This window comes from Promicromonospora sp. NPDC050249 (assembly GCF_040656015.1).
Classification (GTDB): Bacteria; Actinomycetota; Actinomycetes; order Actinomycetales; family Cellulomonadaceae; genus Promicromonospora.
Genome location: NZ_JBFAKY010000043.1, coordinates 25,507 through 40,490, shown reverse-complemented (window position 1 = coordinate 40,490; position 14,984 = coordinate 25,507). Strand labels below are relative to the sequence as shown.

The following is a 14,984-nucleotide window of genomic DNA, read 5'->3' as shown; positions in this document are numbered from 1 at the left end:
CGCGCCGGTCACCTCCACCACCTCGTCGGTGGTGGACACCGCGTCCTGCACGGAGGCGACCGTGAAGACCTGGTCCGGTCTCGACAGGCTCGACCAGCGGGATTCCGCTCAGCGCACGCTCGACCCGAACCACCGTGTGAGCGGCCCGACCAGGTCCGCCTGGTCCTCGCCGACCCACACGACGTGGCCGTCCGGCCGGAGCAGCACCGCCGGCACGTCCAGCTCCGCACCCGGGTCGGCGACGTGCGCCACCCGGTCCGTCCATCCGGCCACGGAGAGGCGGCCGGTCCGGTCGAGCAGCACGCCGCGGCCGTCGTGCATCCGCTCGTAGAGGCGGCCCCGCTCCAGCGTGACGTCGGGCAGCCGCCGGCCGAGCAGCTCGTGCCCCTCGCCGACGTCGTAGCGGATCCCCGTCGCCATGACCTTCTCGGCCAGGCGCCTGCTCACGTCCTCGATGTCCATCAGCTCGGACAGCAGCCTGCGCACGGCCTGGGCGCCGGGTTCCAGGGACAGCAGCTCGCCCTGGGCGCGGGTGTTGTCCAGCACGTCGGCGGCCACCGGGTGGCGTTCGGCGTGGTAGCTGTCCAGCAGCCCCTCCGGCGCCCGGCCACCGACCTCGGCGGCCAGCTTCCAGCCCAGGTTGAAGGCGTCCTGGACGCCGAGGTTGAGCCCCTGCCCGCCGTACGGCGGGTGGACGTGCGCCGCGTCACCGGCGAGCAGCACCCGGCCGACCCGGTAGCGGTCGGCCAGCCGGGTGGCGTCCCCGAACCGGGACAGCCAGCGCGGCGAGTGTGCGCCGAAGTCGGTGCCGGCGAGCTTGCGCACCTGCCGCTTCAGCTCTTCCAGGGTCGGCGGCGTCGCCCGGTCCTCGGCGACCCCCTCCGCGGGTGCCCCGAGGCGGAACAGCCCGTCCCCGAGCGACATGGCGCCGAACTCCCGCTGGGTCTTGCGCACCTCGGCGACGACGGCGTCCACCTCCTCGGGCGGCGCGGTCAGCTCTACCTCGCCGAGCAGCGTCTCGCGCCGGGCGGGCTCCCCGGGGAAGCCGACGCCGAGGAGCTTGCGCACGGTGCTGCGGCCGCCGTCGCACCCGACGAGGTAGCGGGAGCGCAGCCGCGTGCCGTCCGCCAGCTCGGCGGTCACGCCGTCGTCATCCTGACTGAGGCCGACCAGCTCGCAGCTCCGGCGGATCTCGATGCCGAGGTCGGTCGCGTGCTCGGTCAGCAGGCGCTCCGTGGTCGGCTGCGGGATGCCGAGCACGAACGGGTACGTGGTGTCCAGGCCGCCCGGCGTCGGCTTGCTGATGCCCGCGAAGAAGCCGCCCACCGGGTACTGCTTGCCGAGCGGGAGGAACCGGTCCAGGAGCCCTCGCTGGTCCAGCACCTCGACGGTGCGGGCGTGCAGCCCCAGCCCGCGGACCACCTTGGTCGGCGCCGCCTCCTTGTCCAGGACGAGCACGCGCACGCCCCGCAGCCGCAGCTCGCTCGCCAGCATCACGCCGGTCGGCCCGCCACCCACCACTGTCACATCGATCATCGGTTCCCCCGTCAGCATCGCGACATCCGCAGGCTCTGGCCTGGGTCGCCGATTCTGCGTCACGACGGGGGTCTTGCCGCAAGACCCCCTGTGCGCTATACGTTGAGAGTGGAGGGGAACGCCATCGCTCAGGCGGTGCCGGGAGCGCCCGGCAACAGCTCGCCCAGGTCGAAGCCGACCGGCTCCTCCAGCTGCTCGTAGGTGCACGACGCCGGCTCGCGATCCGGGCGCCAGCGCTTGAACTGGGCGGTGTGCCGGAACCGCGTGCCCTCCATGTGGTCGTAGCCCACCTCGAGCACGCGCTCGGGACGCAGGGGAGTGAACGACAGGTCCTTGCCCGAGCTCCAGCGCGACTGCGCTCCGGGCAGCCGGTCGCCGGCCTCGCCGCTCGCCGGGTCGGTCCAGCCGCGCCACGGATGCTCGTCCGCCGCCGGCGTGCCGGGCTCCACGACCAGCGCCGCCAGCTCCTCGACCAGCTCCGCGCGCCGAGTCGCCGAGAACGACGCGGCGACGCCGACGAACTGCAGCCGCGGACCGTCGTCGGCCTCGTCCCACAGGCCCAGCAGCAGCGAGCCGAGCACCGGGGCCTCGGGCGTCGAGGTCTTGTGCAGCCGGTAGCCCGCCAGGACGACGTCGGCGGTGCGGGTGTGCTTGATCTTCAGCATCGCGCGCTTGTTGGGGGCGTACGGGCCGTCGGCGGGCTTGGCGACCACGCCGTCGAGCCCCGCACCCTCGAAGGAACCGAACCAGTCCTGGGCCACCGCGGCGTCCAGGGTGCGCGGCGTGGCGAACACGAGCGGGCCCGTCAGCCCCAGCCCGTCCAGGGCCGCCAGCCGTTCGGTGAGCGGCCGGTCCATGAGCGACTCGTCGCCCAGCGCGAGGACGTCGAACACCACCAGCGCGGCGGGTGTCGTCTCGGCGAGCAGGTTCACGCGCGACGCCGCCGGGTGGATGCGCTGCGACAGCAGCTCGAAGTTCAGGTGCGCCGCCCCGCCGTCCGGCGTCTGCGCGATGACTATCTCGCCGTCGACCGCGCACCGCTCCGGGAGCGCCTCCAGGACCGCCGCGACGACGTCCGGGAAGTAGCGGTCCATGGGCTTGGTGTTGCGTGAGTCGATCTGGACCTCGGAGCCGTCGCGGTAGACGATGGCGCGGAAGCCGTCCCACTTCGGCTCGTAGACGTAGGCGGGACCGACGTCGGTCTCCGCCTGGGCCGGGATGGACGCGACACTCTTGGCGAGCATCGGCCGGACCGGTGGCTGCACGGGCAGGTTGAGTGTGGTCACGGTACGAGCCTGCCTCAGCGCGGGACGTAGCGCAGGTAGACGGCACCGTTCGCGAACGTCCGGGTGTCGACGAGGCGCAGGCTCAGCCGGGCGTCGGGGGGCAGGGCGGGCAGGCCGCCGCCCAGCACCTCGGGGTAGACGAAGAAGCGGAACTCGTCGACGAGCCCGTGCCGGATGGGCTCGGCGGCCACGGTCGGCCCGCCCACCGAGACGACGCCGGGCGCGCAGTTGGTGATGCGGCGCAGCTCGCCGAGCTGCAGGTCGCGCACCAGCCGGGTCCGCGCGGACGTGACCGCTTCCTCGGGCAGGGACGACGACGCGACGACCTTCTCCACGCCCTGCCAGATCTCGGCGTACCGCGTCTCGTGCGGGTTCGCGTCCGGTCCCGGGTCGTGGTTCTCCCAGTAGACCATCGTCTCGTACATGCGCCGGCCGTGGACGTAGACGGCGACGTCCGCCTCGATCTCGTTGATGAACTCGAGCACCTCGTCGGTGGGCGTCGCCCAGTCGAACCTCCCGTCGGCGTCGACGGTGTACCCGTCGGCGGACATGTTCGCGAAGTAGCTCAGGGTTCCCATGCCCCTTCCGACGGCGCCGCGGGGCGGAACTCATCGGTCCGCGAGGGTGACCGTGCGCGCGTGCGAGCCGCTCCGGGCTGGGCCATCGTGGAGGTGAACGGTGCTGACGGTGAGCGGTCAGCCTGAGCGGGAGGAGCAGCCATGCCGAAGCGTGACCCGGGCCCGAGCGTCAAGGACAAGGAGCTGTACGAGAAGCTCCGCGACGACGGCAACTCGAAGGAGAAGTCGGCGCGCATCGCGAACGCCGCGGCGAACACGTCCCGCAAGAGCGTCGGTCGCAAGGGCGGCAAGAGCGGCGACTACGACGACTGGACGGCCGAGGATCTGCGCAAGCGCGCCGCCGAGATCGGCATCGAGGGCCGCTCGAAGATGCGCAAGGGCGAGCTCATCAAGGCGCTCCGCAACCACTGACCTGCCGGAGGGGCCGGGTCAGTCCTGGCTCTTGTCGCGGTCCTTGTCGCGGCTGGGCTGGACGCGCTTTGGCTCGCCCGGCATCTTCGGGTACTCCGGGGGATAGGGCAGGTCCTCGAGGCCGTCGGCCTCGTCCCGGGCCGCGAGCTCCAGGGCCGCGTCCAGCGAGCAGTCCAGCGCCGGGTCGCGGTCGGCGCGCAGCGCGGCGAACAGGTCGCCCCGCTCGGCGAATCGTGCGGGCGCCGACAGGACGTCGAAGTCGTCGGGGTGCACGCCGCCGACCTCGTCCCAGTCGAGCGGCATGGAGACGGTCGCCCTCCCGTTGGCCCGGATCGAGTAGGCCGAGGCGATGGTGCGGTCCCTGGCCATCTGGTTGTAGTCCACGAAGATGGCCTCGCCCCGTTCCTCCTTCCACCACCGGGTCGTGACCTTGCCCGGCAGCCGGCGCTCCAGCTCCCGCCCGATCGCGATGGTCGCCCGCCGCGCTTGCGTGAACGTCCACCGGGGCTCCAGCGGCACGAACACGTGCAGCCCGCGCCCGCCGGACGTCTTGGGATAACCGGTCAGGTTCAGCTCGTCCAACAGCTCCCTCAGGTGCGGGGCGACGGCGGCCGCGTCGTCGAAGTCGGTGCCCGGCTGCGGGTCGAGGTCGATCCGCAGCTGGTCGACCGACTCGACGTCGTCGCGCCGCACAGGCCAGGGGTGGAAGGTGAGCGTGCCCATGTTGGCCGCCCAGGCCACCACCGCCGGCTCGGTGGGGCACACCTCGTCCGCCGTCCGGCCCGACGGGAACGCGATCGTCGCGGTCTCCACGTAGTCCGGCGCGCCCTTCGGGACACGCTTCTGGTAGAAGCCGTCGCCCTTCGGGTCGTCCGGCTTCGGCATCCGCGTCGTGAGGCGCGCACCCTCGTGCCAGCCCTTGGGCCAGCGCTCCAGCGTCGTCGGGCGGTGCAGGAGGGCGCCGGTGATGCCGTCGGACACGGCGACGAAGTACTCGACGACCTGCAGCTTGGTGATTCCACGGGGAAAGACGACGCGGTCAGGGCTCGTGACGCGCACGGTGCGGCCTGCGACGTCGAGCTCCACCGCTGGTGTCTTGGATGCGGCCATGACCCGAACCTAGCTCGCAAGCTGCTCCAGCGCTGCTGAAAGCGCGCGGTGCGCCGCCGGACGGCCGACCACCCGGACCCGCTGGTCGAGGATCCTCCTGGCGTGCCGCAGGTCTGCCCCGCACCCGGCAAGGGCCACCAGGGCGGGCACGGCGACCGCCGTCGGCCTTGTACAGGCGACGTCGAGAGCGGTCCGGACGAGCCCGGTCACCGGCACCCCCGCGAGCCGGACCGTGTCCCGCGCCAGACCGGGCGCACGCCGTACGATCCGGCCCGGTCGCGGGGCGGGGCGGTGCGTGTCGGGGGAGTAGGCCAGCTCCACCGGCGTGCCGGCCGGCCAGGCGGGGGCGACGACGCCGTCGTACACGCCGGTGTGCACCCAGGCGGCCGTCGAGGCCGCGAGGACACACCGCACGGCGACGTCGTCCGCGAGCACCAGGGCACGGTGCCCCGGGCCGACCACCGACGTCGCGGCCACGGCCGCGCCGTCCCGCAGCTCGACCAGGGCACCTGCCCGCCGCAGGTCGGACCACGCCACCTGCCCACCCACGTGTGCGGGGGTCACGACCAGCGGCACGGGCGCCGGACGAGGATCGAGGAGAGCGGCGAGGGAGGTGCCAGGGGACTGCATGGGGCAGAACCTATGCGCAGCGGGCCCGGTCGCGCAGTGCGACCGGGCCCGCTGTGGACAACTCCGGGGGCGTCAGCCCTTGGAGTCCTCCGCCGCCTTGACTACCTGCTCGAGCCACGAGCGACGGGCGGCGACCGCGGCCTCCAGCTCGGAGATCTTGCGCTTGTCGCCCTTGGCCTGAGCGGCCGCGAGCTCCGCCTCGAGGCCCTCGATGGCGGACTGGAGCTGCGCCGCGGCACCCTCGGCACGCGCACGCGTCTCCGGGTTGCTCCGCTTCCACTGCGCCTGGTCGGCGTCGCGGATCGCGGTCTCGACCGCACGCAGCCGGCCCTCGACACGCTGGATGTCACCGCGAGGAACCTTGCCGGCCTCCTCCCACCGCTCCTGGATGTTGCGCAGGGTGGCCTTGGCCTTGTTCAGGTCCTTGACCGGCACCAGCGCCTCTGCCTCCAGCAGCAGCTCCTCCTTGACCTTGAGGTTCTCGCCGTACTCCGCGTCGATGACGGCGTTCTCGGCGTCCCGCGCCTCGAAGAACCGGTCCTGCGCGGCCCGGAACCGGGCCCACAGGGCGTCGTCGTCCTTGCGTGACGCGCGGCCCGCTGCCTTCCAGCGCGTCATGAGGTCGCGGTACGCGCCAGCGGTGTAACCCCAGTCCGTGCTGGTGGCCAGCGACTCCGCCTCCGAGACCAGCTTCTCCTTCTCGATCTTGGCGCTGCTGTTGCGCTGCTCCAGGTCGGCGAAGAAGTGCCGGCGTTCGCGGTCGAACGCGGTGCGGGCGTGGCTGAACCGCTTCCAGAGCGATTCCTCCGTCGGGCGGTCGATACGCGGCCCGGAGCGCTGGGCTTCCTTCCAGCGGTCGAGCAGCAGACGCAGCTCCTCGCCGGCGGGGCGCCACTGCATCTTGCTCGGGTCGGTCGCCGCGATCTTTTCGGCGGACTCGACGATCGAGGTACGGGCGGCGACGGCCTCCGCCTTCGCGGCGGACCGGGCCTCCTCGAGGGCGGCCCGGCGCTCGGCGGCACGGCCGCGCAGCGTCTCGACGCGTGCCCGCAGGGCGTCCAGGTCGCCGACGGCGGCCGGCTCGGCGGTCTCCTCGCCGAGCTTCTGGAGCGTCTGGTCGATCTCGCGCACCGACAGGTCGGCGCTGTCCAGGCGGGCCTCGAACAGGCCGACCTTCGCGGCGAGGTCGAGGTACCGGCGCACGTACAGCGCCAGCGCCTCCTCGGTGGTGACACCGGGGAACTGGCCGACGATGCGCTCACCCGCGGAGTCGCGGACGTACACGTTGCCTTCGTCGTCCACGCGGCCGAACTTCTCCGCCTCGGCGTGCGCGGCGGCGTCGGCGACCGGCACCACGGGCGCGGGTGCGGCGGCCGGCGCAGCCTGTGCCGCAGCGGCCGACGGCGCGCCCGGCTTGGGCGGACGCGGCCTCGCGAGCGCGGCCGGCGACGGGATCGCGGCCGGCTTCGCGGGCGTGGGCTGGGCGGCAGGGGCAGGGGTCGCCTCGGCAGGAGCCTCTTCGGCAGGAGCCTCTTCGGCAGGAGCGTCCTCGACGGGGGCTGCCTCGACAGAAGCCTCTTCGGCAGGAGCGTCCTCGGCCGCGGTCTCCACCGCAGGAGTTGTCTCCGTCGCGGCAGCCTCCACGACAGGGTTCTCCTCCGCCGGCGCCTCCTCGACAGGGGTCTCCGCGACGGGGGCGTCCTCGACCGGGGCCTCCGTCGTGGGGACCTCCTCAGAGGGCGCCTGCTCGGCGACCTCGGCCTCGGGAGCCTCCTCGACGGGAGCCTCCTCGACAGGGGTCTCCTCAGCGGGAGCCTCGGTCACGGCCTCGGGGGCCGCCTCGACGACGGGCTCCTCGACGGGGGCCGCCGGGGCCGCCTCTGCGGCGTCCTCGGGTACCTCCACCTCGGCCGGCGCCTCGGTCACCTCTGCTGCCTCGCTCACCGCCTCGGCGGGAGATTCGGCTGCGGTCGGAGTCTCGGCCACGGGCTCGGCGGGCGCGTCCTGCTGGACGGGCTCTGCCGAGCGGGAAGTGGGTTCGCTCACTGGGTCTCAACTCCTTCGATGGTGACCGGGGTGGCTGGTGCACCGTCAGGTACACCGTCCGCCGCTCCCGTGTCAGCGACTGCCTGGACGAAGTCCAAGCCGGATGTGATCGTGCCGAAGACCGTGTACCCGCCGGCTGCGTCGGAAGGGATGGTCGATTCCTCGTAGACGAGGAAGAACTGGGAGCCCATGGACTCGGCGTCGCCGCCGCGGCGCGCCATCGCCACGGTGCCCGCGGGGTAGACGCCGTCCTCCGGGGCGTTCTCGATCGGGCCGAACGAATAGCCCGGGCTGCCGGATCCGGTGAACGTCGGGTCGCCGCACTGGAGCACGTAGATGCCCTGCGTGACGAGCCGGTGGCAGCCGGTGCCGTCGAAGTAGCCGCCCTGGGCGAGCGTGACGAAGCTGGCGACGGCCTGCGGGGCCTTCTCGCCGTCGAGCTCGAGGACGATGTCCGCTTCTGTGTCGCCCGAGCAGGCCCGCAGCGTGACCGTCCACGTGCGGTCCTCGGCGACCGACGGGTCGGCGAGCTCGTAGTCGTCGCGCGCCTCCTCGACGCCTGCGGGGCAGGCACCGGCAGCGGCGTCGTCATCGGGTGCGTTGTCGTTGATCAGCGCCGCGACCACGAACGCGCCCACCAGCGCGAGCACGGTGACCAGAGCGACCAGGCCCCACAGGCGCTGCCTGCGGGCGCGCTCGGCCGCCTGCCGCTGCGCTCGTTTCTCCGCCTGCCTGGCCTGCTGCGCGCGCTGCCGCTGCTTGCTGGACGCCACCGCGTTCCCTTCTCCGTGCTCTCTTGTGCTCGCCTCGACCCGGGGCTTGGCCGCGCTGGACCGATTCACTGCCGGATCCGGGGCGAATCACCCCGTGCGGGGACAGTGTAGGCATCGGAAGCCATGACGTACTGTCTGAACCTTTTCACCGAAGGGTGAAGAGGGCCTGTCAGCGAGGGTGCCAACCGCTAACGTGGGCTTCGTGGAGCTCCGTGTCGTGGTCGCACCCGTGTTCGGCACCAACTGCTGCGTCGTGTCCTCCGGCACCGACTGCGTGGTCGTCGACGCCGGCGCGGGAGTGGCCGACGCCGTCGCGCGCCTGGTCGACGAGGAGGGTCTCACCCCGCGCGCGGTCCTCGCCACGCACGGCCACGCCGACCACACGTGGGACGCCGGCGAGCTCTGCGCGCGGTACGACGTGCCGATGCGCCTGCACGAGGCCGACGCCTACCGGCTCGCCGACCCGTTCGGCACCCTGAGCCCCGCGCTGGAGGCCGCACTCGGTCTGCACCGCGACGACTACCGCGCGCCCGCCGTCGTCGAACCGTTCGCCACACCCGGCGGCTCCGCGGTGCTGACCTTCGGGCAGGTCACCCTGCACGCCCTGCACGCGCCCGGCCACACGGAGGGCTCCACGCTCTACCGCCCCGACGACACGGTGATCCTCACCGGAGACGTCCTGTTCGCGGGCTCCGTCGGCCGCACCGACCTGCACGGCGGCTCGGGCCAGGTGATGGGTGAGACGCTGCGTGAGGTGGTGCGCGGGCTGGACCCGGCGCTCGCCGTCGTGCCAGGGCACGGACCTGCCACCACCGTGGCGCACGAGCTGGAGACCAACCCGTTCCTCGCCGCGGAACGCATATGAAGGCCTACGTCGACCAGCGCGCCGGGATGGCGGCGGACGGCTGGTCGGCGGCGTGGACCTTCGACCTGGAGCACTGGGGCACCTGCGGCCAGGGACCCGACGACGCCGCGGCGCTCGCCGACCTCGGCGTCCGGTGCGGGCTCGGCACCATGGCCGTCGAGGCCGGGGAGCTCCAGGTCGCGGAGCGCGTGGACCGTGCGCGGAGCGGGGACGAGACGGTGTTCGCCCGGGACCGGGTACCGGCGTCGGAGGCGGAACGACAGACGACGCTCGCGATCCTCGAGCATGCGCGGGCCAGGACCCTTGAGCTGGTGCGCGCGGCGCCGCCCAGCGTGCTGGCCTACCGCGAGCCGGACCGCGTGCTCCCGCCCTACGCCTGGTGGCACACGGTGGGGCAGCTCGCGCTGCACATCGCGGACACCGAGTCGCGCTACTACCTGCCGATGCTCGGGCTCCCCGCGCGGGACCGGGCGAGCGACCTGGTGACCGAGCTCGAGGAGTCCGGCGAGCACGTGCGGCGCGTGGTGTCCCAGATGGCACTGCACCTGGAGTCGTCGTCCGACCGGAACGGGAGCTGGACCAGCGTCAAGGTGCTGCGCCGGCTGGCGTGGCACGAACGCGGAGAGCTCGAGGTGCTCGACCGGCTGGTCGCGCACGCGCCTGTGGAAAGGCCGGGCTGACAGGGCTCCGCTCGTGGGAAGATCTGTGGCATGGCAAAGCCCACTCCTCTCTCCGGTTTCCCCGAATGGCTCCCTGACGGTCGCATCGTCGAGCAGCACGTCCTCGACACCCTGCGACACACCTTCGAGCTGCACGGGTTCGCCGGGATCGAGACGCGGGCCGTCGAGCCGCTGGACCAGCTGCTGCGCAAGGGCGAGACCTCCAAGGAGGTCTACCTGCTGTCGCGGCTGCAGGAGGAGAACGGTCAGACCGCCGACAAGCAGCTCGGCCTGCACTTCGACCTGACCGTGCCGTTCGCGCGCTACGTGCTCGAGAACGCGGGCAAGCTCGCGTTCCCCCTCCGCCGGTACCAGATCCAGAAGGTCTGGCGCGGCGAACGCCCCCAGGACGGCCGCTTCCGCGAGTTCATCCAGGCCGACATCGACGTCGTCGGCGCGGGCGAGCTCCCGTACCACTTCGAGGTCGAGGTGCCGCTCGTCATCGCGGAGGCCCTCGGCTCGCTGGCCGGGATCGGCCTGCCGCCGGTCCGCATCCTGGTGAACAACCGCAGGGTCGCCGAGGGCTTCTACCGGGGCATCGGCCTGGAGGACGTCGAGGGCGTGCTGCGCCAGATCGACAAGCTGGACAAGATCGGTCCCGAGAAGGTCTCCGGCCTGCTCGTCGCCGAGTGCGGTGCCACGGAGGACCAGGCCAAGGCCTGCCTGGCGCTCGCATCCATCTCCGGGTCGGACGTCGGGGTGATCGCAGAGGTCCGTGCCCTCGCCGAGTCGCACGGCGCGATGACCGAGCTGCTGGAGACCGGCCTGGGCGAGCTGGAGGCGCTGATCGCGGCGGCCTCGGAGCGTGCTCCGGGCGTGGTCGTGGCGGACCTCAAGATCGCGCGCGGGCTCGACTACTACACGGGCTCCGTCTACGAGACGGTGCTGGTCGGGCACGAGCAGCTCGGTTCGGTGTGCTCGGGCGGCCGCTACGACACGCTCGCCTCGGACGGCAGGAACACGTACCCGGGCGTCGGGCTGTCGATCGGCGTCTCGCGTCTGGTGTCGCGCCTGCTGTCCGCGGAGCTGGTGCGGGCGACGCGTTCGGTGCCGTCGGCTGTGCTCGTCGCCGTGTCGTCCGAGGAGGAGCGCGCGGTGTCCGACGCCGTGGCCACCGCGCTGCGGGCCCGCGACATCCCGGTCGAGGTGGCGCCGAGCGCCGCCAGGTTCGGCAAGCAGATCAAGTACGCCGACCGGCGTGGCATCCCGTTCGTGTGGTTCCCGGGCAGCGCGGGGGAGGACGGCGTGGTGGGCGCCGACCAGGTCAAGGACATCCGCTCCGGCGAGCAGGTGGACGCCGACGCCGCGACGTGGACGCCGTCCGACGCGGACCGTTGGCCGCAGGTCGTCCCGGTGCCGTGACCGCCCGGCGTTCGACGCCGCGCGCGTAACAACTTGACGCCCGTTCGAACGAGTGTTCGAATCGGGTATGCGTTGGAACGGTCAGGCGATCAATCATGACGACGGTGCGCTTCCCGGGCTCGAGCTGCCCGGGTTGCGCACCGCCGGGCTGCTGCGGACCGTCCGATCGCCCGAGTTCGCGGGCGTGACCTTCCACGAGGTGCTGGCCAAGAGCGCGCTGTCGAAGGTGCCGGCGGTATCGCAGATGCCGTTCAAGTGGACGGTGAACCCTTACCGCGGCTGCTCGCATGCGTGCTTTTACTGCTTTGCCCGAAATACCCATGAATACCTGGATCTGGACTCCGGGCACGACTTCGACTCCCAGGTAGTCGTCAAGGTCAATGCCGACCAGGTGCTGCGCGCCGAGCTGGCCAAGCCCTCCTGGAGCCACGAGGCCGTCGCGCTCGGCACCAACACCGACCCGTACCAGCGGGCCGAGGGGCGCTACAAGCTCATGCCCGGAATCATCTCGGCGCTCGCGGACTCGGGCACGCCGTTCTCGATCCTCACCAAGGGCACGCTCCTGCGGCGCGACCTGCCGCTGCTGACCCAGGCCGCCGAGAAGGTCGACGTCGGTCTCGGGGTATCGCTCGCGTTCGCCGACTCACCGGCGGGCAAGGAGCTGCAGCAGGCCGTCGAGCCCGGCACGCCGACACCCCGCGCGCGCCTCGACCTGATCCGTGCGATCCGGGCCGCCGGACTGCCGTGCGGCGTCATGGTCGCGCCGGTCCTGCCGTGGCTCACCGACTCGCTCGCCCACCTCGAACGGCTTCTCGACGACCTCGTCGACGCCGGCGCGACGGGCGTCACCGTCCTGCCGCTGCACCTGCGGCCGGGTGCCCGCGAGTGGTACCTGGGCTGGCTCGAACGGGACCACCCGCACCTCGTGGAGGGTTACGGCCGGGTCTACGCGCGCGGCGCCTACGCGCACAAGGGGTACCGCGACTGGCTCTGGGAGCGGGTGCGGCCGTTGATCGCCGAGCGCGGGCTCGGGGGTGCGGCCATGCATCGCGCCCGGGCCGCCGGAGCACACGAGAGCGGTCAGCACGTGGAGGGCGACTACCCGCGGGGTGCGTTCAGCGGGGTGCGGCCCGACGGTGCCGGTGCGGCGTCCTTGGTCGCCGACCTCGGGAGCGAGACCCTGTTCTGATGGAGCGCTCGCGCCGCCGCCCGTACGCCGCAGCGTGACCCACGACGCTAGCGTGCACGTCCACACCCGTCTGACGCCGAGCAGGTTTGCCTGATACCCGCGCCCGTGGAGCACCTGCGGACGTTTGCCCGCGCCGGGGGACCTCTACGCCGTACCCTGACCTGCGGCGCTACCGTGTGGCCGTGACCGAGCCCGATCCTCGACCCTGTCCGGCCACGGTAGGCCGCGCCCTCGGCCAGCAGTCCAGAAAGGCACCACGATGACCACCGCCCCCGTCCCCGAGTGGCCCCGCGTCGAGGCCGTAGCCCGGCCCGACGGCACTGGCGAGCTCACGATCGACGGCACCAGCCACTCGATCCAGGCGGTCACCATCGAGGAAGCCCGGCTGGCGATCCTCTCGCGTATCGCCGACACCGCTGCCGAGCTCCAGCGCCCGGTGCGGGTGCTGGCCAGCGAGCCGGACGGGCAGTGGTCGCTGATCGTTCATCCGGACGGCCGCGTCCAGGCCGACGACGGCAGCCCGGCGAGCCCCGCTCCCACCGCGCCGTCGCCTTCGGTCTTCGCGCCCGGCGCGGCAGGCACGGGCGGGGCGGCGACCCCCGGGCTGCCAGCGACCGGCCCGGCCGAGGCCGCCGTCGAGGAGCCCGGCGTCGAGGAGCCGGCCGTCGAGAAGCCCGACACAGATGCCTGGGCGCGTGCTGCCCGCCAGGCCCAGGCGACACCGATGTCGACCGGACCTCAGGAGATCACCGACTCCGCTCCGGTCGACCGGCCGGCGTCCCGCGAGCTGCCCGACGACGACACGGTGGTACGAGCCCACGGTGAGCTCGTCGACGCCGCGCCCTTCGAGCTGCCCGACGACCAGACGGTCACCCGCGCCCGCGGCGAAGCAGTGGTGGATGCGGCGCCCTTGCTGGAGATACCTGACGAGGTCACGGCCGTGCGAGCCCATGGCGAGGTACTTGCCGGCGCGCCGGTCTTCGAGCTGCCCGATGACCTCAAGCTCGTGCGAGCCCCCGGCGAACCTGTCGCCGCCGCGCCGTTCCTCGAGCCGCCCGAGGTCGACACCGTCGTGCGAACCCATGGCGAGGCCGTGGACGACGCGCCTGCCCCCGCCGAGCCGGCGGCACCACGCCGACGGCGTCCCGCGCTCCTCGCGGTCGCCGTCGCGGGGGCCGTCGTGCTGGTCGCTGCCGGGACGTTCGCCGTGGTCGCCCTGACCGGCAACCTTCCCGGACCTGGACCGACCGCCCCCGTGGACGCGCTGCCCGGCGCGGGAGCGACCCTCCCGGCCCAGGCACCCCCAGGCTTTGACCGGACCGCGCTCTGGTCGGTCCCGGTCGGCGACGAACCGCAGATCCTGCTCACCCCCGACGGCGGGGTGCTCGCCGCAGCCGCCGGAGAGGACACGTTCACGATCTACGACCGGGCCACGGGAACCACCACGTGGAAAGGAAAGGACCCCGTCGACGGCCTGCGCCTGTCGCAGATCGGCGGGGAGCCCGTGCTGGCCGCCGACAGCCCAGGAGCGCTGCACGTGTGGCCGCTGGGAGCCCCCGAAACCGCCGGGGTAGCGCCCACCGCCATCGACCTCGGCAGCGACCAGGCCGAGGTCACCTACGGCGGCCCGGCGCCGCTGATCGTGCTCCCGGACCAGGGCGTGGCACTCCTGGACAAGGAGAGCGCCACGGTCACCCTCGAGATGCCCGATGGTGCGACGCCGGTGGCCGCGACCCCCCAGCACGTCATCGCGGTCGGTCCTGGTGTCTGGTGGACCATCAGCCCCGATGCGGATCCGGTCCGCAAGAACCTGCCCCGGCCCAAGCAGGCGGTCGGCGACCCGACCGCGGCGATCGCCGTGGGCAGTAACCAGCTGGCCGTCGTCTGGCAGACGAAGGACTCGGCGAAGGACGTCCTGGCCCTGGTCGGCCTGAACCGCAACACGATCCGCGCGAGCGGCCTGATCCGCTCGTCCGCGTTCCCGCCCGAGGCCGAGCCCCTGCGGGACCGCGCGGGCTCGTCCCGGACGATCGGGCCGGTCCTCGTGGACGTCGGCCCCAAGCCCGTTGTCGCCGACCTCGGGGACCTGACTCCCGAAGCAGTGGTCGGGCGGACCGTCTACGGCACCAGTCAGAGCAAGCCGGCCGTCGCGGTCGTGGGCCCCGACGGCGTCAAGCTCAAGGTCGCCGAGACTCCCGGCGAGGCCGCACCGGTCGCGGCGGTGACCAAGAACATCGCGTTCGTCGTGGCACCGCAGGGCGACGAGACCATCCTGTACGCACTGCCCCGCGCCGAAGCGAAGAAGTCCTGACCGGGCGAACTTTCGTGGCGCGGCCCTGATTCACCTGTTTCACTCGGCGCATGATCTTGCGCTCGACGGCGTCGCGCCGAGCACGCGCGGCCCTCTCCCCAGTCCTGTCCCTCCTCTTCGTCGGCTCGCTGCTGGCCGTGGGTGCCGCGCCCGCCCAGTCGGCGACCA

The 14,984-nt window shown here is 72.7% G+C and carries 13 protein-coding genes; 6 read left to right on the top strand and 7 right to left on the bottom strand.

Features of this window, described 5'->3' with window-relative positions:
* Positions 1-108: 108 nt before the first annotated feature.
* The 3 genes from rox to AB0I32_RS24405 form a co-directional block, all read right to left on the bottom strand.
* Positions 109-1,536 (bottom strand): rifampin monooxygenase, encoded by a 1,428-nt coding sequence (gene rox, locus AB0I32_RS24415; protein WP_357510790.1) that lies wholly within the window; start codon positions 1,534-1,536, stop codon positions 109-111.
* A gap of 128 nt (positions 1,537-1,664) precedes the next feature.
* Complete coding sequence (locus AB0I32_RS24410) at positions 1,665-2,822, bottom strand: ATP-dependent DNA ligase (protein ID WP_357510787.1); 1,158 nt, start codon at positions 2,820-2,822, stop codon at positions 1,665-1,667.
* Positions 2,823-2,836: 14 nt separating this feature from the next.
* A complete protein-coding gene (locus tag AB0I32_RS24405; RefSeq protein ID WP_357510785.1) occupies positions 2,837-3,400 on the bottom strand; it encodes a dihydrofolate reductase family protein in 564 nt (187 codons plus the stop codon).
* 141 nt (positions 3,401-3,541) lie between these two features.
* Here AB0I32_RS24405 and AB0I32_RS24400 point away from each other — a divergent pair, with 141 nt between their 5' ends.
* Positions 3,542-3,811, top strand: a complete 270-nt coding sequence (locus AB0I32_RS24400; protein ID WP_357510783.1) for a Rho termination factor N-terminal domain-containing protein — start codon at positions 3,542-3,544, stop codon at positions 3,809-3,811.
* 18 nt (positions 3,812-3,829) lie between these two features.
* Here the strand turns inward: AB0I32_RS24400 and AB0I32_RS24395 are convergent, their stop codons facing one another.
* From AB0I32_RS24395 to AB0I32_RS24380, 4 genes are all read right to left on the bottom strand, one after another.
* Positions 3,830-4,921 (bottom strand): DNA polymerase domain-containing protein, encoded by a 1,092-nt coding sequence (locus tag AB0I32_RS24395; RefSeq protein WP_357510781.1) that lies wholly within the window; start codon positions 4,919-4,921, stop codon positions 3,830-3,832.
* A gap of 9 nt (positions 4,922-4,930) precedes the next feature.
* Complete coding sequence (locus AB0I32_RS24390) at positions 4,931-5,551, bottom strand: hypothetical protein (protein WP_357510779.1); 621 nt, start codon at positions 5,549-5,551, stop codon at positions 4,931-4,933.
* Positions 5,552-5,623: 72 nt separating this feature from the next.
* Entirely contained in the window at positions 5,624-7,597 is a 1,974-nt protein-coding gene (locus tag AB0I32_RS24385; protein ID WP_357510777.1) for a DUF349 domain-containing protein, read from the bottom strand.
* A complete protein-coding gene (locus AB0I32_RS24380; protein ID WP_357510775.1) occupies positions 7,594-8,370 on the bottom strand; it encodes a peptidylprolyl isomerase in 777 nt (258 codons plus the stop codon). Before AB0I32_RS24380 ends, AB0I32_RS24385 begins: the two co-directional genes overlap by 4 nt.
* A 202-nt stretch (positions 8,371-8,572) precedes the next feature.
* On the opposite strand from AB0I32_RS24380, the gene AB0I32_RS24375 reads away from it, so the two are divergent.
* The 5 genes from AB0I32_RS24375 to AB0I32_RS24355 all read left to right on the top strand — a co-directional run bounded on the left by AB0I32_RS24375 (position 8,573) and on the right by AB0I32_RS24355 (position 14,816).
* A complete protein-coding gene (locus tag AB0I32_RS24375) occupies positions 8,573-9,235 on the top strand; it encodes an MBL fold metallo-hydrolase (RefSeq protein ID WP_357510773.1) in 663 nt (220 codons plus the stop codon).
* Positions 9,232-9,915 (top strand): DinB family protein, encoded by a 684-nt coding sequence (locus AB0I32_RS24370; RefSeq protein WP_357510771.1) that lies wholly within the window; start codon positions 9,232-9,234, stop codon positions 9,913-9,915. Before AB0I32_RS24375 ends, AB0I32_RS24370 begins: the two co-directional genes overlap by 4 nt.
* A 30-nt stretch (positions 9,916-9,945) precedes the next feature.
* Entirely contained in the window at positions 9,946-11,316 is a 1,371-nt protein-coding gene (gene hisS, locus AB0I32_RS24365) for a histidine--tRNA ligase (protein WP_357510769.1), read from the top strand.
* A gap of 67 nt (positions 11,317-11,383) precedes the next feature.
* Positions 11,384-12,505: an Rv2578c family radical SAM protein gene (locus AB0I32_RS24360; protein WP_357510767.1), complete on the top strand. Its 1,122-nt coding sequence runs from the start codon at positions 11,384-11,386 to the stop codon at positions 12,503-12,505.
* A 259-nt stretch (positions 12,506-12,764) separates the two neighbouring features.
* Positions 12,765-14,816, top strand: coding sequence for a hypothetical protein (locus tag AB0I32_RS24355; RefSeq protein ID WP_357510765.1), 2,052 nt, complete (start codon positions 12,765-12,767; stop codon positions 14,814-14,816).
* The last annotated feature ends 168 nt before the right edge of the window (positions 14,817-14,984 follow it).

What these genes read in the sequence shown, in the direction of transcription:
- rox (WP_357510790.1), bottom strand. Translation starts at nt 1,536, where the DNA reads ATGATCGATGTGACAGTGGTGGGTGGCGGGCCGACCGGCGTGATGCTG.
- AB0I32_RS24370 (WP_357510771.1), top strand. Translation starts at nt 9,232, where the DNA reads ATGAAGGCCTACGTCGACCAGCGCGCCGGGATGGCGGCGGACGGCTGG.
- AB0I32_RS24360 (WP_357510767.1), top strand. Translation starts at nt 11,384, where the DNA reads ATGCGTTGGAACGGTCAGGCGATCAATCATGACGACGGTGCGCTTCCC.
- AB0I32_RS24395 (WP_357510781.1), bottom strand. Translation starts at nt 4,921, where the DNA reads ATGGCCGCATCCAAGACACCAGCGGTGGAGCTCGACGTCGCAGGCCGC.
- AB0I32_RS24405 (WP_357510785.1), bottom strand. Translation starts at nt 3,400, where the DNA reads ATGGGAACCCTGAGCTACTTCGCGAACATGTCCGCCGACGGGTACACC.
- hisS (WP_357510769.1), top strand. Translation starts at nt 9,946, where the DNA reads ATGGCAAAGCCCACTCCTCTCTCCGGTTTCCCCGAATGGCTCCCTGAC.
- AB0I32_RS24390 (WP_357510779.1), bottom strand. Translation starts at nt 5,551, where the DNA reads ATGCAGTCCCCTGGCACCTCCCTCGCCGCTCTCCTCGATCCTCGTCCG.
- AB0I32_RS24355 (WP_357510765.1), top strand. Translation starts at nt 12,765, where the DNA reads ATGACCACCGCCCCCGTCCCCGAGTGGCCCCGCGTCGAGGCCGTAGCC.
- AB0I32_RS24400 (WP_357510783.1), top strand. Translation starts at nt 3,542, where the DNA reads ATGCCGAAGCGTGACCCGGGCCCGAGCGTCAAGGACAAGGAGCTGTAC.